This is a genomic window from Burkholderia sp. BCC1972 (genome assembly GCF_905339605.1).
GTDB lineage: Bacteria > Pseudomonadota > Gammaproteobacteria > Burkholderiales > Burkholderiaceae > Burkholderia.
The window spans coordinates 44,454-66,879 of sequence record NZ_CAJPGH010000031.1 but is presented as its reverse complement, the minus strand read 5'-3'; the positions used below and the strand labels follow the sequence as shown (position 1 = coordinate 66,879).

Annotated in this window: 21 protein-coding genes; 14 read left to right on the top strand and 7 right to left on the bottom strand. The window is 67.1% G+C overall.

Annotation, left to right across the window (positions count from 1 at the left end; translation table 11 throughout):
- The first annotated feature begins 9 nt into the window (after window positions 1-9).
- From U5798_RS31780 to U5798_RS31765, 4 genes are read left to right on the top strand one after another with little or no spacing between them, the layout of a single operon-like run.
- The gene (locus tag U5798_RS31780) at window positions 10-801 is read left to right on the top strand and encodes a transcriptional initiation protein Tat (RefSeq protein ID WP_322084300.1); all 792 of its coding nucleotides are present in this window, start codon (window positions 10-12) and stop codon (window positions 799-801) included.
- A gap of 8 nt (window positions 802-809) precedes the next feature.
- On the top strand, window positions 810-1,883 hold the full coding sequence (locus U5798_RS31775; RefSeq protein ID WP_322084299.1) for a substrate-binding domain-containing protein: 1,074 nt from the start codon (window positions 810-812) through the stop codon (window positions 1,881-1,883).
- Window positions 1,884-1,935: 52 nt separating this feature from the next.
- A complete protein-coding gene (locus U5798_RS31770) occupies window positions 1,936-2,634 on the top strand; it encodes a c-type cytochrome (protein WP_322084298.1) in 699 nt (232 codons plus the stop codon).
- Complete coding sequence (locus tag U5798_RS31765) at window positions 2,631-3,572, top strand: c-type cytochrome (RefSeq protein WP_322084297.1); 942 nt, start codon at window positions 2,631-2,633, stop codon at window positions 3,570-3,572. Before U5798_RS31770 ends, U5798_RS31765 begins: the two co-directional genes overlap by 4 nt.
- 16 nt (window positions 3,573-3,588) lie before the next feature.
- On the opposite strand, the gene U5798_RS31760 is transcribed toward U5798_RS31765, so the two are convergent.
- The 3 genes from U5798_RS31760 to U5798_RS31750 all read right to left on the bottom strand — a co-directional run bounded on the left by U5798_RS31760 (window position 3,589) and on the right by U5798_RS31750 (window position 7,642).
- Window positions 3,589-5,514, bottom strand: a complete 1,926-nt coding sequence (locus U5798_RS31760; protein WP_322084296.1) for an SMP-30/gluconolaconase/LRE-like region family protein — start codon at window positions 5,512-5,514, stop codon at window positions 3,589-3,591.
- Window positions 5,515-5,923: 409 nt separating this feature from the next.
- On the bottom strand, window positions 5,924-6,355 hold the full coding sequence (locus tag U5798_RS31755; RefSeq protein WP_124456242.1) for a GFA family protein: 432 nt from the start codon (window positions 6,353-6,355) through the stop codon (window positions 5,924-5,926).
- Window positions 6,356-6,448: 93 nt separating this feature from the next.
- A complete protein-coding gene (locus tag U5798_RS31750) occupies window positions 6,449-7,642 on the bottom strand; it encodes a porin (protein ID WP_322084295.1) in 1,194 nt (397 codons plus the stop codon).
- A gap of 305 nt (window positions 7,643-7,947) precedes the next feature.
- On the opposite strand from U5798_RS31750, the gene U5798_RS31745 reads away from it, so the two are divergent.
- The 4 genes from U5798_RS31745 to U5798_RS31730 all read left to right on the top strand — a co-directional run bounded on the left by U5798_RS31745 (window position 7,948) and on the right by U5798_RS31730 (window position 10,629).
- The gene (locus tag U5798_RS31745; RefSeq protein WP_124456244.1) at window positions 7,948-8,580 is read left to right on the top strand and encodes a LysE family translocator; all 633 of its coding nucleotides are present in this window, start codon (window positions 7,948-7,950) and stop codon (window positions 8,578-8,580) included.
- Between the two features lie 12 nt (window positions 8,581-8,592).
- On the top strand, window positions 8,593-9,129 hold the full coding sequence (locus U5798_RS31740; RefSeq protein ID WP_322084294.1) for a GNAT family protein: 537 nt from the start codon (window positions 8,593-8,595) through the stop codon (window positions 9,127-9,129).
- A gap of 97 nt (window positions 9,130-9,226) precedes the next feature.
- Window positions 9,227-9,961, top strand: coding sequence for a metallophosphoesterase family protein (locus tag U5798_RS31735; RefSeq protein ID WP_322084293.1), 735 nt, complete (start codon window positions 9,227-9,229; stop codon window positions 9,959-9,961).
- A gap of 56 nt (window positions 9,962-10,017) precedes the next feature.
- Window positions 10,018-10,629 (top strand): alpha/beta fold hydrolase, encoded by a 612-nt coding sequence (locus tag U5798_RS31730; protein WP_124456247.1) that lies wholly within the window; start codon window positions 10,018-10,020, stop codon window positions 10,627-10,629.
- Window positions 10,630-10,704: 75 nt separating this feature from the next.
- Here U5798_RS31730 and U5798_RS31725 read toward each other — a convergent pair whose 3' ends face one another.
- Both U5798_RS31725 and U5798_RS31720 read right to left on the bottom strand, forming a co-directional pair.
- A complete protein-coding gene (locus U5798_RS31725) occupies window positions 10,705-12,027 on the bottom strand; it encodes an ATP-binding protein (RefSeq protein ID WP_322084292.1) in 1,323 nt (440 codons plus the stop codon).
- A complete protein-coding gene (locus U5798_RS31720) occupies window positions 12,024-12,764 on the bottom strand; it encodes a response regulator (RefSeq protein WP_124456249.1) in 741 nt (246 codons plus the stop codon). The genes U5798_RS31725 and U5798_RS31720 overlap by 4 nt, the downstream gene beginning before the upstream one ends.
- Window positions 12,765-12,988: 224 nt before the next feature.
- Between U5798_RS31720 and U5798_RS31715 the strand changes: the two genes are divergently transcribed.
- Window positions 12,989-13,576, top strand: coding sequence for a thioredoxin family protein (locus U5798_RS31715; RefSeq protein WP_322084291.1), 588 nt, complete (start codon window positions 12,989-12,991; stop codon window positions 13,574-13,576).
- Between the two features lie 52 nt (window positions 13,577-13,628).
- On the opposite strand, the gene U5798_RS31710 is transcribed toward U5798_RS31715, so the two are convergent.
- Window positions 13,629-14,267 (bottom strand): FMN-binding negative transcriptional regulator, encoded by a 639-nt coding sequence (locus U5798_RS31710; protein ID WP_124456251.1) that lies wholly within the window; start codon window positions 14,265-14,267, stop codon window positions 13,629-13,631.
- A gap of 123 nt (window positions 14,268-14,390) precedes the next feature.
- On the opposite strand from U5798_RS31710, the gene U5798_RS31705 reads away from it, so the two are divergent.
- On the top strand, window positions 14,391-15,884 hold the full coding sequence (locus tag U5798_RS31705) for a PLP-dependent aminotransferase family protein (RefSeq protein ID WP_322084290.1): 1,494 nt from the start codon (window positions 14,391-14,393) through the stop codon (window positions 15,882-15,884).
- Here U5798_RS31705 and U5798_RS31700 read toward each other — a convergent pair whose 3' ends face one another.
- Window positions 15,885-16,781 (bottom strand): LysR family transcriptional regulator, encoded by an 897-nt coding sequence (locus U5798_RS31700; protein WP_322084289.1) that lies wholly within the window; start codon window positions 16,779-16,781, stop codon window positions 15,885-15,887.
- Window positions 16,782-16,964: 183 nt separating this feature from the next.
- Between U5798_RS31700 and U5798_RS31695 the strand changes: the two genes are divergently transcribed.
- The 4 genes from U5798_RS31695 to U5798_RS31680 all read left to right on the top strand — a co-directional run bounded on the left by U5798_RS31695 (window position 16,965) and on the right by U5798_RS31680 (window position 22,422).
- Window positions 16,965-17,759: a nicotianamine synthase family protein gene (locus tag U5798_RS31695; protein WP_322084288.1), complete on the top strand. Its 795-nt coding sequence runs from the start codon at window positions 16,965-16,967 to the stop codon at window positions 17,757-17,759.
- Window positions 17,752-19,068 (top strand): opine metallophore biosynthesis dehydrogenase, encoded by a 1,317-nt coding sequence (locus U5798_RS31690; RefSeq protein ID WP_322084287.1) that lies wholly within the window; start codon window positions 17,752-17,754, stop codon window positions 19,066-19,068. The genes U5798_RS31695 and U5798_RS31690 overlap by 8 nt, the downstream gene beginning before the upstream one ends.
- A complete protein-coding gene (locus tag U5798_RS31685) occupies window positions 19,032-19,883 on the top strand; it encodes a DMT family transporter (protein WP_322084286.1) in 852 nt (283 codons plus the stop codon). The genes U5798_RS31690 and U5798_RS31685 overlap by 37 nt, the downstream gene beginning before the upstream one ends.
- Before the next feature lie 310 nt (window positions 19,884-20,193).
- On the top strand, window positions 20,194-22,422 hold the full coding sequence (locus U5798_RS31680; protein ID WP_322084285.1) for a penicillin-binding protein 1A: 2,229 nt from the start codon (window positions 20,194-20,196) through the stop codon (window positions 22,420-22,422).
- Window positions 22,423-22,426 lie beyond the last annotated feature (4 nt).

Below are 22,426 nucleotides of genomic sequence, written 5' to 3'. Positions count from 1 at the left end.
GAGATATCCATGTCCGACCGGCAGGCGCGCCGAGGCGCGCTCAAGACACTCGGCCTCGCGGCCGGCACCGCATTGCTCGCCGCTGCGCGTCACGCGCACGCTGCTGCCCCCGAAACCGGTGCGCTGCTGCCCGGCGGCGCCGCGCACCTCGCCGACCTCACGCGCCGCCTCGCGGCCACCCCGCGACGGCGCGACTTCAAGACGGTGCCGATGATTCTCGAACGCCCCGACCAGTGGGATCACGCGGCGCTTGCCGAAGTGATCGGCTATCGCGGCGGTCCGAAGCAGGTGTGGGACAACACCGACCTTGGCGGCCCGTGGCTGAACCTGATGCGCAATTCGCTGAACGCGCAGATCTGGTCGTACGGTCACCCGGATTTTCTCGTCGTTTCGGCCACGCACGGCAGCGCACATCTCGCGCTGTTCGACGAGGTTGCGTGGGACAAATACGGTCTCGCGAAACTGGCCGGCGCCGCATTCCCGACCAACACGCTGGTCGACGCAAGGCCCGCGCAATCGAAAGGCGCGCAGGACCACGAAGCACCCGACGGCGCATTCTCGTCGCACGACAACAGCCTCGCCGCGTTGCAGCAGCGTGGCGTCGTGTTCCTGTCGTGCCACAACGCGATCTGGGAACTCGCGGAACGGCTCGACGGCGCGAACGCAAACCCCGACAAGCTGCCGCTCGACGCACTGGCGGCCGACCTGACCAACCACGTGATCCCGTCGGCAATCGTCACGCCGGGTGCAGTCGGCACGCTACCCGAGCTGCAGCAGGCCGGTTTCACGTACGCGAAATGAGACCCGTGATGACAACGATCCGCACGAAACCGCCATTGCAATCGCCTTCGCGCCGCCGCACGTATACGCTGCGGGCCGCACTGGCCGCGCTGGCCGCCGGGCTGTGCGGAATGTCGGCGCTCGCGCTCGCCGCGCCTTCCACCACCGACGCAACCTTCTTTCCGCCCTGGCAGGACGGCCGCAACAACGATGCGATCCATCGCGGCCTCGAATTCACGGTGCCGCAAGTCGACGTGCTCGCCGATTTCCATGGCGACCTCACCGCGCCGAAGCTCGTCCTGTACGTCGGCGGCAACTACTTCTTCGCGATGGCGCCGCTCGTCGCGAAGTTCGAGGAAGACCATCCCGAGTACCGCGGCCGCATCTACTGGGAAACGATCCCGCCCGGCCTGCTCGTGAAGCAGATTCAGGCAGGCGGCACGATCACCGTCGGCAACATGACGTGGACGGTCAAGCCCGACGCGTATTTCGCGGGGCTCGGCAAGATCAACGGCCTGATCGCGGACGGCACGCTCGCGGGCCCGGCCGTGCCGTACGTGACGAACCAGCTGACGATCATGGTGCGCGCCGGCAATCCGAAGCGCATCGCGTCGCTGAACGATCTCGCGCGGGCCGACGTGAAGCTCGCGATGCCGAACCCCGCATTCGAAGGCGTCGCGCGGCAGATCCGCGCGTCGCTCGTGAAGGCCGGCGGCGACGCGCTCGCCCGCACCGTCTACGACGTCAAGGTGCACGCCGGCACGACCGAACTCACGCACATCCATCATCGGGAAACCGCGCTGTTCCTGATGCAGGGGCGCGCGGACGCGGGCGTGCTGTGGCAATCCGAAGCCGCGTTCCAGGAACAGGCCGGGCATCCGTTGATGCACGTCGACATTCCGGCCGAGCAGAATACGACGGCGATCTACGCAGGTGCGATGGCGAAGGACGCGCCGCACTCGGAAGCCGCGCGCGCATGGCTCGCGTTCATCCGGTCGCCGGAAGCGTTCCGGATCTTCGCGCGCTACGGCTTCGGCCGATATGATGCGAACCAGCCGACACCGCGCCTCGCACCGGGGCAGGACGGGCCCGCCGCAGGCTGACGGCCTCGCCGCCGCCCGGCGCGCACGCTACATACAACAAGGAGGGGGACACGTGAACGATACGGTCGAAACACGGCGCGAACCATCGCGACGCCGGTTCGCGCCGCTGCTGCTCGCCGCGGCCGCGCTGCTGGCCGGGAATGCACACGCGGAGGACGCCGCGTCCGGCAAGACGATCGCGACACAGGGCACGTCGACGGGCGTCGCCGCCTGCATCGGCTGCCACGGCGGCCAGGGCGAAGGCAACGCGGCGGCCGGTTTCCCGCGCCTCGCCGGCACGAATGCCGCGTACCTGTCCGCGCAGCTCGCCGCGTTCGCGGACGGCAGCCGCCAGAACCCGGTCATGCAGCCGCTCTCGAAACTGCTGTCGCCGCACGAGCGCGATGCAGTCTCCGCGTATTTCGCGAGCCTGCCCGCGCCGGCCGGCGTCTTCACGCCCGACGATGCATCGATCGATCCGGCGAGTACCGGCGCGTGGCTCGCGACGCGCGGGCGCTGGTCGCAGGGCCTGCCCGCGTGCGCGCAATGCCACGGCGCCGGCGGCCTCGGCGTGGGCACCGCGTTTCCGCCGCTCGCGGGCCAGCCGGCCGCGTATGTCGCCGGCCAGTTGAACGGCTGGAAACACGGCACGCGGCCGCCCGGGCCGATGGGATTGATGCCGGTGATCGCCGGCAAGCTGTCCGACGCCGACATCGACGCAGTGGCCGCCTACTATGCGCGCGGCGGCGCCGCCCAAGGAGACAAGCGATGATCGACCGCACGACGCTGATCCGCCACGCCCGCGCGACGCTGCTCGGCGCAGCCTGGCTGCCCGCGCTCGCGTGCGCGGCGACACCGCAGGACGCACCGACGGCCGCTTCCGCCACCGCAACGCCGGCCGCCGTCGCCGTGCCGGCAGCCAGGCCGTTCACGCCGCCGCCCGAATCGGCGATCCCGGCCGACGACTTCGGCAAGACCGTCAGGCTCGGCGAGCAGATCTTCCTGCACACGCCCGAGTTCGCGGGCAAGTACGTCGGCAACAAGCTGACCTGCGCGAGCTGCCACCTCGACGCCGGCCGCCGGCCCGATTCGAGCCCGATGTGGGCCGCGTACCTGCTGTATCCGGCGTACCGCGCCAAGAACGGCCACGTGAACACGTTCTCCGAACGCCTGCAGGGCTGCTTCCGGTACAGCATGAACGGCAAGGCGCCGCCGGCCGGCGACCCGATCCTCGTCGCGCTCGAGACGTATTCGTACTGGCTTGCGAAGGGCGCGCCGGTGGGCACGAAGCTGCCGGGCCAGGGATTCCCGAAATTGCCGCCGCCCGCGCAGAAGGCCGACTACGCACGCGGCGCGGCCGTCTACACGCAGCACTGCGCGCTGTGTCACGGCGCGGACGGCCAGGGCCAGTCGAGCGGCGGCAAGCCGGTGTTCCCGGCACTGTGGGGCACGCGCTCGTTCAACTGGGGCGCGGGGATGGGCGACATCCGCAACGCGGCCGGCTTCATCAAGGCCAACATGCCGCTCGGGCTCGGCGGCACGCTGACCGATCAGGAAGCGTGGGACGTCGCGACGTTCATGGACAGCCACGAACGCCCGCAGGACCCGCGCTTCACGGACTCCGTGCAGGACACACGCGCGAAGTTCCACGATTCGCCCGACTCGATGTACGGGCGCAGCGTGAACGGCCGCGTGCTCGGCGCGCCCTGACGATCGGCCGGGCCGGTCACGGACGCCAGCGGTACACGACGATGCTCGATCCGTTGTAGTTGTCCTTCGTGATCACGTACTCGCCGGTCGAGCGCAGGTAGGCCCGCACGCCGTACATCGAGTCGACGTCGTTGCCGACGTCCATCGCCGACGTGTTCGAGTTCGTCAGCGTCGTGACGAGCGCACCGGTGTTCAGGTCGAACACGTCGATGTTCGGCACCGTGTGCACGTAGCCGACGAACAGGTAGTGACCGGCCGCCGCGATCGATTTCGGGTTCGCGCTCGTCAGGTTGATCACCGGGTTCGGCGCGCTCGTGTTGCCGTTCTTCCAGCCGTGATAGACCTCGATGTGCCCGTTCATCGCCGTCCAGTCCCAATTGCCCGCAAGCCCCTGCGCGAGGATCATCGTGTCGCTGTCGGCCTGGTAGATGATGCGCGTGACGGGCGCGACGCCGGTCGGCACGGGCGTCGTCGTCGGCTTGCCCCACGACGGCTTGCCGGTCGCGTCGAAGCCCGTCATCGGGTAGCGCGTGATCACGTTCGATCCGTTCAGCCCGGCCCACACGTCGCCGTTGCCGTCGATGTCGAAACCGGCCGTGACCTGCAGCGTCGTGTTGAACGGCTTGCCCGGCAGAGACCCGGCCGGGATCGCGATGTAGCCGCTCGCGGCGTTGAAGTAATAGAAGTTGAAGTTGCCGGGGTTCTGGCCCGACGCGACGAGGATCCGGTTGCCGCCGACGTTCACGAGCTGGCCGAAATGCTGGCCGCGCTGGTAGTCGTTCATGTCGAGGCGCGGGTCCTTCGGATAGGTGAACGGGTCGACCGTGTTCGCGACGAACGTGCCGCCCGCCGAGCCCGTATACACGTTGTTGCCGCTGTAGAACAACGTACCGTCCGTGACCGGATCGGGCGCGGCGATCCCCTCGAAGTTCAGCGCCTGCAGCTTCCACTGCAGCGCGCCCGTCGGGCTGTACGAATGGAGGTCGGTGCTGCCGTTGCGGCCGAGATCCCAGCCGCCGCCCCACGCGTTGTTCAGCACGTACAGGTTGCCGGCCGAATCCTTGCCGAGCGCGGCGACGCGCGTGAAGCGCTTGTCGCCGACCTGCCCCTTGATGCCCGTCGTCGTGTCGAGATAGCCGCCCTGCACACCGAACGTGCCGACCTGGACCGGCAGGCCGAGCAGCCCGCTGTAGACCTTGATGTTCATGTCGGGCCCTTCGTCGCCCACCATCAGCCGGCCCAGCGACGCATCGAAGTACAGCGATGCCGGCCGTGCGCCGGCCGCCATCTGGATCGTGCTCATCGCGGCGCCGGTCGCGCTGAACTGCGCGACGACGCCCGCGCTCTTGCGCGCGACCCACAGGTTGCCGGCCGCATCGAGCGCCAGCGCGCCCGGTCCCGATACGCCGATGTCGCGCTGCCATACGCCGTCGGTCGTATAGACGCGCACGCGGTTGCCGTAGAAGTCGCTCACGTACAGCAGGTTGCCGCCCGTCGCGAGGCCCGTGATCACGTCCGCGTACTGGATGCCCGTCCACGTGCTGACCGGGATGCGCAGGTCGCGCTGGTTCGAGCTTCGGTTGTAGCGGCCCACCGAGCCGCTGCCGAACGTGCGGTTGTAGCCGAGCGCGACGAACAGCGACGTCGAATTGCCGGTGATCGCCCCGCCCTGGAATTCGTCGTGGATGCCGATCGTGCCGAGCGGCTGGCCGTTCTGGTAGATCGCGACGCCGCCCGCGTTCTCGTCCCAGCGCGACGCCGTGTAGATCACGCCCTCGGGCGCGACCCACATCGAGCGCGCGCCGTTGCCGACGTGCGAGACCAGCGTGCCGTACGTGTTCGCGAGCCAGTCCGTCGAGTACTGCACCTGTGCGTGACTCGCCGGCGCCAGCATCGCCATGCACATTCCCAGCAACGTCGCGCGAATTTGTTTCATTGACATGAATAATGCTCCCAGACGATCAATGGTCGACACTGTAAATCGCGGCGCATGAAATATTGGTGATTCCGGTAAAACCGTATTCGCCGGCATCCCGAATTATTCACTCCGCGCCATTTGCCGTCCGGTGCTTTTTCGTCAACGAAGGTCAAAGCCGCGAAACCACGCCGCAACGGCATGCCGGCCGCGCGATTTCGGCGCCTTTCCCGGCATTTTCTTCCGGGCCATCCAATGCGGATACGTCATTTTTTCTGACATGCCCGCATTGCATTTTCATTCCCCGGAAATCGCTTCAATGATTACAAATCGAAATTGAAATGAAAGGGAAAAATTAATATCCGGCGCAATCGCTTTTTCGCGATTCGGCGCAGCGGATAAACGGCAGGGGAAAGAGGCAGGCGGCAGCGATCGTTCAGGTCGCCGGGTCGAGCGTCGGGCCATCCCAGCCGTCGACGTATTTCGGCAGCGCGTCGACGACGTCGATCACGCGCTGCCGGTAGAACAGGTGCATCGTCGGCTGCAGGTCGCCGGGCAGTTGCCCGCCGTGCGCGCGCGCGGCCAGGCTGTTCGGCACGACACGCATGTCGAGCCGGTTCGTCCCGAACACGATCTCGCCGCACGACGCGCACCACGTGCGCGACATCGACTTCTCCGGATGCGGGAACGTCGCGTGGCTGCCGTCGATGCTCACCTGCTCCGGCGGCCATGCGGTTGCGGACAGCATCGGCGTGCCGTAGAAATCGCGGCACGTCGCGCAATGGCAGTTCGCGCGCGCCGCCGGTTCGCCATGCAGCGTGACGGTCACGGCGCCACACAGGCAGCGCGCGGAAAGCGTTCGGGTCATGTCGTCTCCTGTGAAAGGGAGACGGCAGTATAGGAGCATGCATCGAGGCCCGCATCGGACGCGCGCCCCGTTGCGGCTACAACGACCGCTGCGTCAGAACTTCTGGCGCAGCCCGAGGCTGACGATCGCCTGCGAGCGCGAGTCGGACGAGTGGCCGTTCGCCTTGTCGGACACCGACGCAGTCGCGGCCACCGGCCGGCCGAGCGCGTCGAGCGTCATGCCCGATGCATGCTGGTACGCGCCGAGCAGGTACACGCTGGTGCGCTTCGACAGGTCGTACACCGCGCCGAGCGTGACGTTGTGATACTGCGCGCGGTCGTCGACGCCATCGACATCGCTGCCGCGCGTGTAGCTGTAGCCCGCGAACAGCTGGGTCTGCGGCTGCACGTTCCAGCGCGTGAACACGCCCGCGACGTTGAACGTCGCATGACCGCTGAACAGCGACTGGCCGCCGCTGCGGTACTGCACGTTGCTGTAGTTCACGCCGACGACGGCCGGGCCGAAGTCGTACGTCGCGCCCGTCGCGATCACCTGCTGCGATTGCGCGCTCGCATAGCCTTCGTTGATCGACGAGTTGAAGAGACCGTCGTCGGTGCTCCGCCACTTGCCGGCCGTCGGGTCGGTCGCGCCCGTCTTGCTGTTGTCCGAGCGCTCGTAGCCGACGCCGACGCGCAGCGGGCCCGCCGCGTACGCCGCGCCGACGCTCCACGTGTTGCGCTGCTTCATGCTGCCCGGCTGGCTGCCGAAGCCGTACAGCGCGCCGAACGTGAAGCCCGAGTAGTTCGCGCTCGTGTACTTGATCGAGCTGTCGACGCGCGCGGTCTGGTCGAGATCGTCGATGTCGCCGGGGTGCGCGCCGAAGCCGCCGATGAACGACGACGGCCCGACCGGGCTCACGAAGTCGTCGAGCGACGTGTACTGGCGGCCGAGCGTGACCGTGCCGTAGCGGTCGCTGCCGACGCCGACGAACGCCTGGCGGCCGAACTGGCGGCCGCCCTGGCCCGACGTGCCGTTCGTGATGTCGAAGCCGTTCTCGAGCACGAACAGCGCGCGCATCCCGCCGCCGAGATCCTCGGAACCCTTGATGCCCCAGCGGCTGCCGGACAGGTTGCCGGTCGTGAGCCCGACGTTCGAATGGCCGGTGTACGCGCCCGCCGAGCCGACCCGTTCGTTGCTGCGATAGGTCACGCCCGCGTCGACGATGCCGTACAGCGTGACGGAGCTTTGCGCAGCGGCGATACCGGCGAGCGAGAGCAGCAGCGGCGCTGCGATCAGTTGCTTGTTCATGGTTTTATGTCTCCGGGCGGTGAACCCGTTGTTCTGGCTTGCTGTTGCGAGTAGCGCGCGCGGGCGCCGACATTCGCCGGCGGTGCGAGGCCGGCGGCGTCCGCGCGCGACGACGCGGCGGGCATGCCCGCTGCGGCCGCCATGGTAAATGGAACCGGTTCTATTCCACAGTGGAATAACGACAACAGTTTTTTGCCAAAATCGAGATAGTCGGCGCACGGCGGAAGTTGATGGCTGCCGCGCCTGTACAGCGCGGGCCGGCGCACCCGATAATCGAGCGCACACCTTCCGCCGGGAGCGCCGTCATGCATGAAACGACCTTGCTGATCTTTGCCGCCGTCGCGTTCGTCGGCATCGCGACACCCGGCCCGACCGTGCTGCTCGCGCTGACCAACGGCTCGCGCTACGGCGTGCGCCGCGCGGCCTACGGTTTCGCGGGCGCGATGCTGTCCGACTTCGTGCTGATCGTCGCGGTCGCGCTCGGCCTCGGCGCGCTGCTGATGGCGTCCGCGTTCTGGTTCTCGGTGGTGAAGTGGCTCGGCGCCGCTTACCTCGCGTATGTCGGCATCCGGCTGCTGATGTCGAAGGGTTCGCTCGATGTCGCCGCCGCGCAAAACGGCACGGCAACCGAACGCAATGCGTCGATCTTCGCGAAGAGTTTCCTCACGGCGGTAACGAACCCGAAGGGCTATCTGTTCTTCTCCGCGTTCCTGCCGCAGTTCCTCGATCCGTCCGCGCCGCTCGCGCCGCAGTACGTCGCGCTCGCCGTCACGTTCGCGCTGCTCGACGGCGCGGTGATGTTCGGCTACGCGCTGCTCGGCGCACGCGCGGTGCGGCTGCTGAAGCGCTCGGGTGCGCTGTGGCTCGAGCGCACGTGCGGCGCGATGCTGCTCGCGCTCGCCGGTTCGCTGGCGCTGTACCGGCGTCATGCAGCGTAGGAGCAGGTTCCGATGAAAATTGCCGCACCGCCCCGCTCCGGCTTCCCCGGCCTGTCGCTCCGGCAACTCGAACGCGCCGACCTCGACGCGTGGTACGCGTACCTGACGAACCCCGACGTCTTCCGTCACACGAGCTGGAACCTGCGCACGCCCGACGATCTGCTGCCGCTGTTCGACAACATCGAATCGGCCGACCCGGATTCGATCCGGCGCCTCGCGATCGTCGATACCGCATCGGGCGCGCTCGCTGGCACGATCGGGCTGCACACGGTATCCACCGTGAACCGCTCGGCGGAAATTGCGTACGACCTCGCGCCGTCGCACTGGGGGCGCGGCATCGCGAGCGCGATGTGCGAAGCCGTCACCGCGTGGGCGTTCGCGAACGGCGGCTTCATGCGCATGCAGGCCGTCGTGCTGACCAGCAACGCGGGCTCCGCGCGTGTGCTGCAGAAGTGCGGCTACCGCTACGAGGGCCTGTTGCGCGCCTACAGGATGGTGCGCGGCACGCCGGGCGATTTCGCGATGTACGCGCGGCTCGCGACCGACTGACGCGCCGTACGCGGCATCGCGCGCCGATGCCGTGAAGCGATTGGACGACCCGTGCCGAATTGGCGACAATCGCCGTTCCCCTCATCGACGCTCCGCCATGAAAATCGCCGCGCTTTCCGACATCCACGGCAACCTCGCCGCGCTCGACGCGGTGCTCGACGACGTCCGTCGCCGCGGCGCCGACGTGATCGTCAATCTCGGCGACATCGTCTCGGGCGCGCTCCATCCGGCCGAAACGGCCGACCGCCTGATCGCGCTCGACTTGCCGACGGTCAAGGGCAATCACGAACGCCAGTTGCTCACCTGCGATCGTGAAGCGATGCGGCTGTCCGATCGCTGGGCGCACGACACGCTGCGCGACGACCACCGCGCGTGGATCGCCGCGCTGCCCGAACGCATGATGCTCGACGACGACGTATTGATGGTGCACGGCACGCCGGACAGCGATCTCGTCTACTTCCTCGAAACGGTCACGCCCGACGGCTGCCGCGCGGCAACGCCCGCCGAAGTCGCGCAGCGCGCGGGCGACGAGGCGGCATCGCTGATCCTGTGCGGCCACACGCACGTGCCGCGCACCGCGAAGCTCGACGACGGCCGCTTGATCGTCAATCCCGGCAGCGTCGGGCTGCAGGCGTACGCGGACGACCTCCCGCATCCGCACCGGATCGAGACGGGCTCGCCGCATGCGCGCTACGCGATGGTGTCGCGCACGGCGGGCGGCTGGAACGTCGAATTCCATGCGGTCGAATACGACTGGCACACGGCCGCCGTCACCGCGGCTTCGCGCGGGCGCGACGACTGGACCGTCGCGCTACGCACCGGCCGGTGCTGATACTCGCGCCGCCCGACCGCCCCGCTTCGCTTCTTTCGAAGGAGAACCGACTCGCCATGCCCGTTCCGTCGCAACTGCTCTTCCTGCCCGGCGCATCGGGCAGCACCGCCTTCTGGCAGCCGCTGGCCAACCTGCTGACGCATCCGGCCGAGCGGCGGATCGTCGCCTATCCGGGTTTCGGCGACACGCCGCGCGATCCGGCTGTCGACGATTTCGACAGCCTCGTGCGTGAGGTCCTCGATAAAATCGACCGGCCGACCGCCGTGATCGCCCAATCGATGGGCGGCGTGATCGCGATGCGCGCGGCGCTCGACAAACCCGGGCTCGTCACGCACCTCGTGCTGACGGTCACGTCCGGCGGCCTCGACATGGCAACGCTCGGTGCGCAGGACTGGCGGGCCGGTTTCGCCGAAGCGAACCCGCAGTTGCCCGACTGGTTCCTGACGTTCCGCGCGGACTTCTCGCACGAGATCGGCCGCATCGCGCAGCCGACGCTGCTGCTGTGGGGCGACGACGATCCGATCAGCCCCGTCGCGGCCGGCCGGCGCCTGCTCGAACGGCTGCCCGATGCGCAGTTGCATGTCGTGCCGGGCGGCCGGCACGATCTCGCGGCCGTGCATGCGCAAGCGCTCGCGCCGCTCGTCGACGCGCATCTGCAGCGCGTGTGACATCGCGCGCTTCAGGTTGGGCTTGCACGTCGGCATGAACCTGAAGCCGTGCAACCGCCCCCCCCGCGCGTCGCGTCACTCCGCGCTCCTCAGCGTGAGCGTCGCCTCCAGCCCGCCGCCGTCGGGCCGGTTGTTCAGCGTCAGCGTGCCGCCCATCGCGAGCGCGAGCTGCTTCGCGATCGCCAGGCCCAGCCCCGTGCCGCCCGTATCGCGGTTGCGCGACGTCTCCACGCGCCGGAACGGCTCGAACACGGCGTCGAGCTGATCGGCCGGAATGCCGGGCCCGCGGTCGAGCACGGCAATCACCGCGCCGCCGTCCGGCGCGGCCCGCACGTCGATCTCGGCCGCACCCGCGAACTTCAGCGCGTTGTCGACGAGGTTGCCGACGATGCGGCGCAGCGCCTTCGGCCGCGTGACGAGCGCGAGCGGCGCACGGCTGTGCAGCGCGACGTCCTGCCCCGCGTCCATGTAGTCGCACACGATGCTGTCGAGCAGCGCGTCGAGATCGATGCGGCGCGCGGCTTCCTCGGTGCCGTGCAGCGTCCGCGCGTACGCGACGCCCTCCTTCACCAGATGCTCCATCTCGAGCAGGTCCTGGCGCAGCTTCGCGCCCTGCGTGTCGTCGTCCATCACGTCGACGCGCAGCCGCATCCGCGTGATCGGCGTCTGCAGGTCGTGCGAGATCGATGCGAGGATCTGCATGCGTTCGGCCATGTACTGCGCGATACGGTCCTGCATCGCGTTGAACGCCCGCGCGGCCCGCGCGACTTCCGACGGCCCGCCTTCGTTCAGCCGCTCGCCCTTCAGGTCGGGGCCGAGCGCATCGGCGGCCTGCGCGAGCTGCTTGAGCGGCCGCGTCGCGAGCCGCACCGCGAGCCAGCAGCATGCGGCCAGCACCGCGAGCTGCAGCACGAGCACGACCGGCAGCCAGCCCGACAGCGGCACTGTCGACATCGGATGGATGTCGATCGTCAGCGGCGATCCGTCGGTCAGGCGCAAATGCACCTGCAGATGCTCGCGGTCGCCGGGGATCGCGTTCGCGGTCAGCGGGTAGTCGCCGCCGATGCCGTCCGAGATCGAGCGCTCGACGCGTGCCGACAGCCGCGCTTCCGGCGGCGTGCCGGTCTCGCCGGGCCCGAGGATGAACGTATAGCTGCGCCGCGCGAGACGCGGCAGCCACGCGGCGCGCTCGGCCGGCGGCAGATGATCGAGCAGCGCGACCGAACTCGCGACCTCGCGCTCGATGTAGCCCATCATCAGGTTGGTGGTCGCCTGGTCGCGCTCGGTCACGGTGAGCCAGAACGACAGCGTCTGCGCGAGCGCGAGGCCCACGCACAGGATCAGCGCGAGCCGCGCGAACAGCGAACGCGGCCAGTGCCACGGCATGCGCGCGCTCATGGCGTACCGTCGACGGCGGTCACGGCCGACGAGAACACGTAGCCCTCGTTGCGCAGCGTCTTGATGTAGCGCGGTTCGCGCGCGCCGTCGCGCAGGCGCTGGCGCAGCCGGCTCACGAGCAGGTCGATCGAGCGGTCGAACGGGTCGGACTGGCGCCCCTGCGTGAGGTTGAGCAACTGGTCGCGCGTCAGCACGCGCTGGGGATTGTCGAGGAACACGCGCAGCAGCCGGTATTCGGCGCCGCTCAGCGCGACCAGCGTGCCTTCGGTATCGAGCAGGTGGCGCCCCGTCGTGTCGAGCCGCCATTCGCCGAACGCGAGCATCCCGGCCGTTTCCGTCACCTGCATGCCGGGCGGCAGCATGCGCGCGCGGCGCAGCACCGAGCGGATCCGCGCGAGCAGCTCGCGCACCGCGAACGGCTTGGCCAGGTAGTCGTCGGCGCCCATCTCGAGGCCGATGATGCGGTCGGTTTCCTCGCCGCGCGCGGTCAGCATCAGCACGGGCACCGTACGAAACTTGCCGGCGCGCAGGTCGCGGCACAGCGTGAGGCCGTCCTCGCCCGGCATCATCAGGTCGAGCACGATCAGGTCGGGCGCGCCGTCGTCCAGCGCGTTGCGCATCTCGCGACCGTTCGCGGCCAGCGACACGCGCATGCCGTTCTTTTCCAGGTAGTCCGCGATCAGTTCGCGAATCGCGCGATCGTCGTCGACGATCAGCACGTGGTCGATCTTGTCCATGAGTCGTGGTCGGTGTCGTGGTTCGGGCAGGCGATGTCCGCTGTTATACCGCAAGGCAGGCACGCGTTTGTATCCCAATGTATCGCGCCGCCGCGACGACACACAACATTGCACACGGGCGGCTGGCCGGACACATCGCAGATACGTCGACGCAGCCTAATGGGGCCTGTCGAAACCCGTCCGGCCGCGCCCCCGAGCAGCGGCCCCCCGATCAGGAGAACGCCATGCTGCCCCGACTCAAGACCGCCGCCATCGTCATCGCCCTCGCCGCCACGGCCGGGCTCGCCGCCTTCGCCGGCACCCGCGACGACGCGGGCATGCAGGCCTCGCAGGCCGGCATGCCCGCGCCCGATTTCACCGGCATCGACCGCTGGCACAACAGCGCGCCGCTGACGCTCGGCCAGCTGCACGGCAAGGTCGTGCTCGTCGATTTCTGGACGTACTCGTGCATCAACTGCATTCATACGATTCCGTTCGTGAAGGAGTGGGACCGGAAGTATCGCGACCAGGGGCTCGTCGTGGTCGGCGTTCATACGCCCGAATATCCGTTCGAGCGCGACGCGGGCAACGTCGCCGACGCGATCAAGCGCTTCGGCATCCGGTACCCGGTCGCGCAGGACAATCGCTACGACACGTGGCGCGCGTACGGGAACCAGTACTGGCCCGCGCTGTACCTGATCGATGCGAACGGCAAGGTCGTCTATACGCGCTATGGCGAAGGCGGCTACGACCAGACCGAGGCCGCGATTCGCGGCGCGCTCGCGCAGGCGCAGGCGGGCACACCGGCGAAGGACGCGACGCGCACGCAGTGACCCCTGCAGCGTACGGGCGCTGTGCGCGCCGGCACGCACGGCGTGCCCTCGCTCACTCGCGTTTCGCGTCGGCCGCCGCGAGCATCGCCTCGCCGATCGCGAGGTTGCCGTCCGCGACCAGCGCTTCGCCGGCGCCCCGGATATCGGCCTCGGCCTTGTTCTGCCCGAGCTTGCGCTTGCCGACGAGCCGCGTGATCTCGATCTGCAGCCCGACGATCGACTGCAGCATCGTGTCGATGTAGTCCTTCGGCGCGTCGCCCATCTTCCACGGCAGCGGCTGCGACGCCTCGTGCGTGCGCGTGAGCCGCGCGACCACGCCGCGCACGAACTTCTCGTCGTCACGCACCGTGATGCGGCCGTGCGCATGCACGACCACGTAGTTCCACGTCGGCACCTGCCGGTGCGCGACGTGCTTGCTCGGGTACCAGTTCGGCGAGATGTACGCGTCGCCGGCGCGGAAGATCACGAGCACCTCGTCGCCGTCCGCGACGTCCTGCCAGACCGGATTCGCGCGGGCGACGTGCGCATGCAGTTCGCCGAGCCCGCCGTCAGCGGGCAGCAGTTCGAACGGAATGTGGTTCGCGTCGAGCCCGCTTTTCCCGTGCGTGATCAGGCTGCCGAACGGATGCTGCACGATCAGCTCGCGCAGCGCGTCGGGATTGGGCTCGTTGAAATCGGCGGGGACGTACATGTCGGCTCCACGGTCGTACGGGGTTGGAAATGGCGCGGGCGCGGGCCCGTCATGCGCCGATTGTGATCCCAAACTGGTTTATGCTGTAGAGCCGGTTTGGAACAATTTCAGCAGACCAGAATCATGGCAAGAACGGCCCGGATCGTCGAAATCCCGTCGCTCGGCGCGCTCGACCGCGCGGCCGGCGACTTGAGCCGCCAGCTCGCGCAGGCGCTGCGCGACGCCGTGCGCCGCGGCGACGTTCGGCCGGGCGATACGCTGCCGTCCACGCGGCTGCTGGCGGCAGCGCTGCAGGTCGCGCGCGGCACCGTCGTCGATGCGTATGCGCAGCTCATTGCCGAAGGTTTTCTCGAATCGCGCGGCGGCGCCGGCACGCGGGTCGCGAACGCGCTCGCCGAACCACCGCCCGGTGACGCGCCCGAGCCGCCGACGCGACGCCAGCCCCCGTCGCACGCCGGGTTGCCCGAACCCGCCGCCACCTTCGCGCGGATCGCCCGCGAATTCATCCCGTTGCCGGCCATGCCGTTCGCGATCTCGGTGCCGGTCGGCCTTACCGCGCCCGACGACATCTGGCGCCGGCTCGGCAACCGCCTGCGCGCCCGCGGCGCCGGCGCGCCGTCCGGCTATGCCGATCCGCAGGGCGCGTTGCCGCTGCGCGAAGCGATCGCCGACTATGTGCGCCGGTCGCGCTCGGTGCGCTGCGATGCCGGCCAGGTCGTGATCACGAGCGGCACGCAACAGGGGCTGCATCTCGCGAGCCAGGTGCTGCTCGGCGACAACGACCGCGCATGGGTCGAGAATCCCGCCTATCGCGGCATCACCGCGCTGCTCGAAAGCACCGGGCGGCGCGATGCGATGGTGCGCGTGCCGGTCGATGCCGACGGCCTCGACGTCGACGCCGGCATGCGGCTCGCCCCGGATGCGCGCGCCGCGTTCGTCACGCCTTCGCACCAGTACCCGCTCGGCATGCCGCTGAGCATGGCGCGGCGCAACGCGCTGCTCGCGTGGGCGCGCGCGCACGGCGCATGGGTCGTCGAAGACGACTACGACAGCGAGCTGCGCTACGAGGGCTACCCGTTCCCGTCGCTGCAGGGGCTCGACCCCGACCGCGTGATCTACCTCGGCACGTTCAGCAAGATCCTGTTTCCGTCGCTGCGGCTCGGCTACGTGATCGCACCCGACGATCTCGTGCCCGCGTTCTGCGGCGCACGCGTGCTGATGGATCGCCACGCACCGACCGCGGACCAGCACGTGCTCGCCGCGTTCATCGCGGAAGGCCATCTCGACCGCCACATCCGCCGCGTGCGCGGTGTGTACGCGGAACAGCGCGCGCTGCTGATTGACACGCTCGGCGCGCGGCTGCCGCGCGAACGCGCATGGGTGCAGCCGGGCGACCAGGGAATGCACGTCGTGCTGTGGCTTGCCGACGGCATCGACGATCTCGACGTGGTCGCGCGTGCCGCGCAGGCCGGCGTCGCGGTGCGTGCGGTGTCGCCGATGTTCGCGCCCGGCACGGCACGACCGGGGCTCGTGCTCGGCTTCGGCGGGTTCGGCCGCGCGCAGATGGAGGCCGCCGCGCAACGGCTCGCGGCAGTGGTTTCGTCAGCGGAAGCTTGATCAGTGCTCATGTCCGTCGCCATTCCAGGCCGCATCGGCCAAGGCCAGAAGCTTGCTGGCAGGCGCCGAAAGCGGTGTCGACATGTTGTGAATCGCAAGGGTGTTGAACCATATGGGTTCGTCGACCTCGATGAATCTCACGCCGTGCCAGTCGAACATCTCGACGGAAAGCGGATCAACAAGCCCTATGCCTGCACCGTGACACACCATGGAAGCAACGGTCAGCGCGTAGGCGACCTCGATGACGACATTGAGTTTCTCGCCCCGATTCGCCAGCAATGCATCGAGTTGGCGGCGTGACGTATCCCTCGACGAAAGCGCAATGAACGGGTAGTCCACCAGATCGAACAGCGACACCCTGGATTGTTGTCCAAGGACATGATCCGTCGGCACCGCAAGGACCGCTCGCCGCCTTGCAATTGATCGGGCGACTAACCCATGCGTGTCGATCAGTTCGGCGGCAAATCCTACGTCGCATTGCCCGCTCGAAACACGCTCGCGTACTTCCTGGGACGAATAAATTTCGTAGCGGATAAGCAGATCCGGCATGTCGCATCGCAATTGCGTGATCAAGGCGGGCAACGGCCCGTATCCCAGCGCGGGCAGACTCGCAATCGTCAGGATTCCGCTCCGCCCTTCCCGCAGACTCGTTGCCCGCTCCCGAATCACGTCCATCCCGGCGAACATGCGATCGACTTCGATCAAGAGCGCCTTGGCCTCCGGCGTAGGGCGCAGCCGGGCTCCATCCCTGTCAAACAACTTGAGGCGTAACGTCGCTTCCAATTGGCTGACGAGCCGGCTGATCGCCGATTGCGACGTGTGCATCAGGTCCGATGCGCGGGTCGTCGTGCCGGTCGTCATGACAGCCCGGAAAGCTTCGAGTTGGCGTGGATTCATCGACATCACCTATATCAATGGCGACTACCTGCAAGTCAAAACTGCATTGGGAACAAAGTATCTGATCACGCATTATCTGCGTGTCAAGTATCCACTATCGATATAGATCGGCCAACACGGTCGACATGACTGAGAGCGCTTGTCGAATCGACAGGCAATGCTGATTCCCCGAGGACTGGTCCCATGAGCACATGTATCGACGAAACGGAAATGCTTCGGCAACTCGAAAGTGAGCTTCGACTCCTGACCGTGTACGCGAGAGAAGCCGACGGCTGCTATGAGATTCTGAAACGCAAGATCGACGAACTCAGCGAGTTCATCGCAAACGAAATGGACCCGCCAGGCTGGGTATCGGCACGGAACGACGTCGAGCAATCGAGTCTGGTCCACAGGGTGCGGGACTCCGCCGTCACGGCTCTGTGCAGCCTCGAAAAGTACCTGTGCCAACGGATGCTGCGCGAGGGCACGGATCTTGGCCCTTACCTCGACTCGCTCGCGTTGTCGGTTCGTGCCGAAATAGGTCGCGTAGGCATTACGGATCAGGCGCGCATCCTGTTCATCGGCTCAGGCGCATTCCCCACATCCGCGATGTTGATCGCCCGCGAGACCAGGGCCCAACTGTGCTGCGTCGATATCGACGACGAGGCAACGCTGCTTGGTTTGCAAATCGCCAATCGGCAGGGCCTTGGCGGGCTCATGGAATTTACGAGCCTCACCGTTGACGCGCTTCCTTTTGCCCGGCATGCCACGCATTTCATGGTCGCCTCGCTCGTAGAAGGCAAGGCTTCCGTGCTCGAGCAAATCTGGAAAGTGATGAACGATCGTGCGAAGGTGCTGGTGCGATACGGGACAGGCATCAAGGAACTGTTCAATTACTCGATCGATCCGGCCTGCCTCCGCCGCTGGAAGGTTGCTGGCCCAGCCATCGTACATTCGATGTTCGATACGATCGTCCTCGAGAAGCCCTGCCATGCGTGACCACTGCAATACGGCCGAAGATTTTCTCTTCATCGGGCTGGGCGCCGTAGCCATCCAGTTTGCGTTCGATCTTCGCAGCGTGTCCGACGGCATGCTGGGATTCATGAGCCGTCCCGGTGCGCGCAGCCGTCTCATACGCGACGCAATCGCGGCGGGCCAGCCCCTTTCGCTGGAGGGGCGCGGACGGGCCTTGAGCGAGCCTGTCAGCATGCCGATCGACAGTTTCCATGAAGGTGGAAACTGTCTCGACGATCGGTGGGACACATTGATTCTCTGCACACCGGCGGATTGCTATGTGGACGTGCTCAAGGGACTGCCCTGGGATCGCTTGACGCGCGTACGCTCGATCGTATTGATGTCGCCGTTCCTCGGGGCAGCGCTGCTGGTGGAAGCCGCGTTGCCGGCGAACAGGCAGTTCAACGTGATCTGCCTGTCCAGTTATTTCGGCGACACGAAAATTCTCGATGCCACCCAGCCCCTCGCCGCCACGACCAAGGCATTCAAGCGCCGGATTTTCATTGCCGCGAATCGGGAATGTGCGACCTTGCATACCGTGCGGCGCGCCGTGGAACGCCACGGCATCGAAGTCGTCATCATGCGTTCGCCATTGGAAGCGGAAGCGCGCAGCATCACGACATACGTTCACAGTCCGCTCGTCCTCTGCCCCCCGGCGTTGGAGCATGTCCTGTTTTCAAACGGACCGGACCGCTACATCTACAAGCTCCATCCGGAGGGGCCGATTACACCGCAAGTCATGCGCAGCATGGTCCGGCTCTGGAAAGAGATATCGACGTTGCTCGAGCGAATGGGCGCGCAGCCTGTCAACCTGCTCAAGTTCCTCAACGACGACAACTATCCGGTCGACGACGTCATGCTCGAGCGGGACGCGATCGCCCATTTTCCCGACTTCGACGAGTTGCACCAGGAGTATCTCCTGTTCGTCCGCTACAGCGCACTGCTCGTGGATCCATTTTCGCAGCCTGACGAACGCGGCCGATATTTCGACTTCTCCGCAGTTCCGTTCCGCCGCGCCCATCTCGACGCAGACGGCCTGTGGCAGATTCCGCGCGTGCCGCTCGAGGATCATCGCAAGTTGTCCCTCATCCGTTGTCTCGGGCAATGCTTCGACCTGCCGATGCCGCACGCGTGCGAACTGCTATCCAATTACGAGACCGCCATACAGCGCTTCATCAGCGAAAAAGGAGTTGCCAATTGTCACCCGACCATCCTTCAAGAGAGCACACAGGCACAGGCGGCAACGATCTACCGTCAATGGTCAACGACCTTTGGAAAAGCGGAGTCCTGCTAGCGGTCCTGGCCTCCTTCACCTTCAGCATCATGAATGCGCTGGTAAAGGAAATCAGCGCGACACTGCCACCGGCCGAAATCGGTTTCTTTCGCGGCACAATTGGTGCGGCACTCGTGTACTTGTTGATGCGACGCGGCAACGTGTCATTTTCCCACAGCGACCTGTCGATGCTTATCGTGCGCGGGTTGCTCGGAGCGTTCTATCTCGTCTGTTACTTCTATGCAATCGCGCACATTCCGCTCGCCGATGCAAGCATCCTCGCGCACCTTTCCCCGGTTTTCATCATCCTGCTCTCAGCCGTCTTTCTGAAGGAGCACATTCCCAGACAAGTGTGGTTGCTGCTCCCGGCCATCCTTGCCGGCGCCGTCCTGATCATCAAGCCCTACCAATACTCGAGCTACTCGATCTATGCAGGGCTCGGACTGTTGAGTGCAGTGTTTGCGGGGGGCGCACACGTCGCCATTCGCCAGCTCAGCGCCAGGCATCACGCGTACGAGATTGTTTTCTACTTTCTTGCCATTGCGGCGCTCGTTTCGGTTCCGCTGATGTGGAAAGATTTTGTCTGGCCGGATACGCCGCGCCAATACGGCCTCTTGCTGGCACTCGGAGGCGTTTCGCTGTTCGGGCAATTGTTTCTCACAAGAGCATTCACACACGAAAAAGCATCCGTCGTCGCTGTAACACGCTACATCGGCATCGTTTTCAATGCGTCATGGGGCTGGATCTTCTGGCATGAATCGATGGACACTGGATCAATCGTCGGCGGCATCCTGATCATCGTTGCCTGCATCAATTTGTCCCGGCTCAAAACCTGAATCGTCGTGATGGCCTGTCCGGATCTATCGGGTCCATTGCACATCTCCTCCGACCACCGCGTTGCGTCCGGCCTCCCGGGTATCGCGAGGGCTGCCGGCGACGCCGTGCCGCGCTGACCGGACGGCTTCGAGCGCCGGCGGGCGGGCCACGATTCGTCAGCAGAATCGCGCCGGGCTGCATCACAAAAGGTTGTCGGCGGGCAACAAACGTAATCGTCTGTAAATCCTGCAAGCAAACGGCCGTTTCGGGTGCCGGCGCGCATGCGCCGTTTGCTAGGATCGCGCGTCTTCCATCCGCGCTCCTGCCGCCTTGAATCGCTTCGTGCCGTTTCTCCGAGACGCGTGGCTCCGTTGCCGCGCCCGTGTCGCACCGCTCGCCGCCGCCGGCGGCGCGCGTCTGAGCGCACTGTGCGCGGGCGTGCTGCATCGCCTGCGCCATCCGACGCGCCGCGGCGTGGCGCTGACGCTCGCCGCGATACCGGTGCTGGGCCTGCTGGTCCTGCTTGCGTTCGTCCCGTTCACGCCGAGCATCGGCGACATCCGCAAGGCGCGCATCGACCGCCCCGCACGCGTGCTGTCGGCCGACGGCCAGCTGATCGCCGAGTTCCGGCCCGTCAACCGCGAATGGGTACCGCTCAAGCAGATCTCGCCGCACATGGTCGACGCGCTGATCGCGACAGAAGACCACCGCTTCTATTCACACCACGGCATCGACTTGCGCCGTACGCTCGCGGCCGGGCTGCGTACCTTCTCGGGCGACCGTCAGGGCGGCTCGACGATCACGCAGCAGCTCGCACGCAACCTGTATCCGGACGAAGTCGGCCGCGCGCCGACGCTCACGCGCAAGGTGAAGGAGCTGATCACCGCGTTCAAGATCGAGTCGGTGTACAGCAAGGACGAGATCCTCGAGACCTACCTGAACACGGTGCCGTTCCTGTACAACGCGTACGGCGTCGAGATGGCCGCGCGTACCTACTTCGGCAAGTCGGCGGACCAGCTCGACATCGCGGAAAGCGCCACGCTCGTCGGAATGCTGAAGGGCAACAGCTACTACAACCCGGTGCTGAATCCGGAGCGCGCGGTCCAGCGGCGCAACATCGTGCTCGGCCGGATGGCGCAGATGGGCATGCTCACGCCGCAGCAGCTCGCGAAACTGCAGCGCCAGCCGCTGCGCGTCGACTTCGAACCGCAGACGGCGCAGCCGAGCCTCGCGCCGCACTTCGCGGTCCAGCTGCGCAAGTGGCTGATCGCGTGGGCCGACCGCAACAACTACGATCTCTATGCCGATGGGCTCGTCGTGGGCACCACGCTCGACGCGCAGTTGCAGGACATGGCCACGCAGGCACTGACGCGGCAGACCGAACGGCTGCAGTCGATCGCCGACAGCGCGTGGCGCGGGCCGTCCGGCTGCGGGCTGCGCAACGATCTGTTCCGCGGCTTCATCCGGCAGACGCCCGAATATCGCCAGGCACGCGACGCGGGCGTTGCCGATGTGCCGGCGCTGAAGCAGCTCGGCGCAAACCGCGCGTTCATGCGCGCGCTGTGCGAGCGCAAGACCCAGGTACAGGCCGGCTTCGTCGCGATCGATCCGCGCAACGGCGCGATCCGCGCATGGGTCGGCAGTCCCGATTTCGGCAGCGAGCCGTTCGACCACGTCACGCAGGCGCGCCGCCAGCCGGGTTCGACGTTCAAGCCGTTCGTCTATGGCGCCGCGTTCGCGGACGGCATGCGGCCGGACGATACGTTCGTCGACCGCCCCGTCGCCATTCCGATCGGCGGCCGCGCCGTGTGGCATCCGACCGATGCGGAGCCGCCGACCGGCGAGCCGATGACGCTGCGCGACGCGCTCGCGCTGTCGCGCAACCGCATCACCGCGCAAGTCATGCAGCACGAAGGCGCCGCGAAGGTCGCGCAGCTTGCGCGCGCGATGGGCGTGCGCGACAGCCCGCTCGACGCGGTGCCGTCGCTCGCGCTCGGCACGAGCCCCGTCACGCTGAAGGAAATGGTGTCCGCGTACGGCACGATCGCGAACCGCGGCGTGTACGTCGCGCCGCAGATGATCACGCGCATCGAGGACCGCGACGGCAAGGTGCTCGCCGCGTTCGGCAGCGCGCCGCCCGAACGCGCGCTGCCGGCAGCCGCGGCGCAGACGCTCGTCGACGTGATGCGCGGCGTCGTCGATTACGGCACCGGCGCCGACATTCGCTCGCGCTACGGAATCCGGATCGACGTTGCCGGCAAGACCGGCACGACGCAGGACAACACGGACGGCTGGTTCGTCCTGATGCATCCGCAGCTCGTGGCCGGCGCATGGGTCGGCTTCGACGACGGCAGCGTGACGCTGCGCAGCGACTACTGGGGCGCGGGCGCGCACAGCGCGCTGCCGATCGTCGGCTCGTTCTACGACGCGGCGCTGCGCGCGCGGGCGATCGATTCGCACGTGCAGTTCTCGCCCGACTTCCGGCCGCGCAGCGCGCCGGCGCCAAAGCGGCGCGCGCAGCATTCGGGCCTGTTCGACTGGCTGCGGTTCTTTCGCTGATCGC

What these genes read in the sequence shown, in the direction of transcription:
- U5798_RS31705 (WP_322084290.1), top strand. Translation starts at nt 14,391, where the DNA reads ATGGCAAGAACGGCCCGGATCGTCGAAATCCCGTCGCTCGGCGCGCTC.
- U5798_RS31755 (WP_124456242.1), bottom strand. Translation starts at nt 6,355, where the DNA reads ATGACCCGAACGCTTTCCGCGCGCTGCCTGTGTGGCGCCGTGACCGTC.
- U5798_RS31745 (WP_124456244.1), top strand. Translation starts at nt 7,948, where the DNA reads ATGCATGAAACGACCTTGCTGATCTTTGCCGCCGTCGCGTTCGTCGGC.
- U5798_RS31710 (WP_124456251.1), bottom strand. Translation starts at nt 14,267, where the DNA reads ATGTACGTCCCCGCCGATTTCAACGAGCCCAATCCCGACGCGCTGCGC.
- U5798_RS31725 (WP_322084292.1), bottom strand. Translation starts at nt 12,027, where the DNA reads ATGAGCGCGCGCATGCCGTGGCACTGGCCGCGTTCGCTGTTCGCGCGG.
- U5798_RS31780 (WP_322084300.1), top strand. Translation starts at nt 10, where the DNA reads ATGTCCGACCGGCAGGCGCGCCGAGGCGCGCTCAAGACACTCGGCCTC.
- U5798_RS31720 (WP_124456249.1), bottom strand. Translation starts at nt 12,764, where the DNA reads ATGGACAAGATCGACCACGTGCTGATCGTCGACGACGATCGCGCGATT.
- U5798_RS31715 (WP_322084291.1), top strand. Translation starts at nt 12,989, where the DNA reads ATGCTGCCCCGACTCAAGACCGCCGCCATCGTCATCGCCCTCGCCGCC.
- U5798_RS31760 (WP_322084296.1), bottom strand. Translation starts at nt 5,514, where the DNA reads ATGTCAATGAAACAAATTCGCGCGACGTTGCTGGGAATGTGCATGGCG.
- U5798_RS31775 (WP_322084299.1), top strand. Translation starts at nt 810, where the DNA reads ATGACAACGATCCGCACGAAACCGCCATTGCAATCGCCTTCGCGCCGC.
- U5798_RS31730 (WP_124456247.1), top strand. Translation starts at nt 10,018, where the DNA reads ATGCCCGTTCCGTCGCAACTGCTCTTCCTGCCCGGCGCATCGGGCAGC.
- U5798_RS31685 (WP_322084286.1), top strand. Translation starts at nt 19,032, where the DNA reads ATGGTCAACGACCTTTGGAAAAGCGGAGTCCTGCTAGCGGTCCTGGCC.
- U5798_RS31765 (WP_322084297.1), top strand. Translation starts at nt 2,631, where the DNA reads ATGATCGACCGCACGACGCTGATCCGCCACGCCCGCGCGACGCTGCTC.
- U5798_RS31740 (WP_322084294.1), top strand. Translation starts at nt 8,593, where the DNA reads ATGAAAATTGCCGCACCGCCCCGCTCCGGCTTCCCCGGCCTGTCGCTC.
- U5798_RS31735 (WP_322084293.1), top strand. Translation starts at nt 9,227, where the DNA reads ATGAAAATCGCCGCGCTTTCCGACATCCACGGCAACCTCGCCGCGCTC.
- U5798_RS31700 (WP_322084289.1), bottom strand. Translation starts at nt 16,781, where the DNA reads ATGAATCCACGCCAACTCGAAGCTTTCCGGGCTGTCATGACGACCGGC.
- U5798_RS31690 (WP_322084287.1), top strand. Translation starts at nt 17,752, where the DNA reads ATGCGTGACCACTGCAATACGGCCGAAGATTTTCTCTTCATCGGGCTG.
- U5798_RS31695 (WP_322084288.1), top strand. Translation starts at nt 16,965, where the DNA reads ATGAGCACATGTATCGACGAAACGGAAATGCTTCGGCAACTCGAAAGT.
- U5798_RS31750 (WP_322084295.1), bottom strand. Translation starts at nt 7,642, where the DNA reads ATGAACAAGCAACTGATCGCAGCGCCGCTGCTGCTCTCGCTCGCCGGT.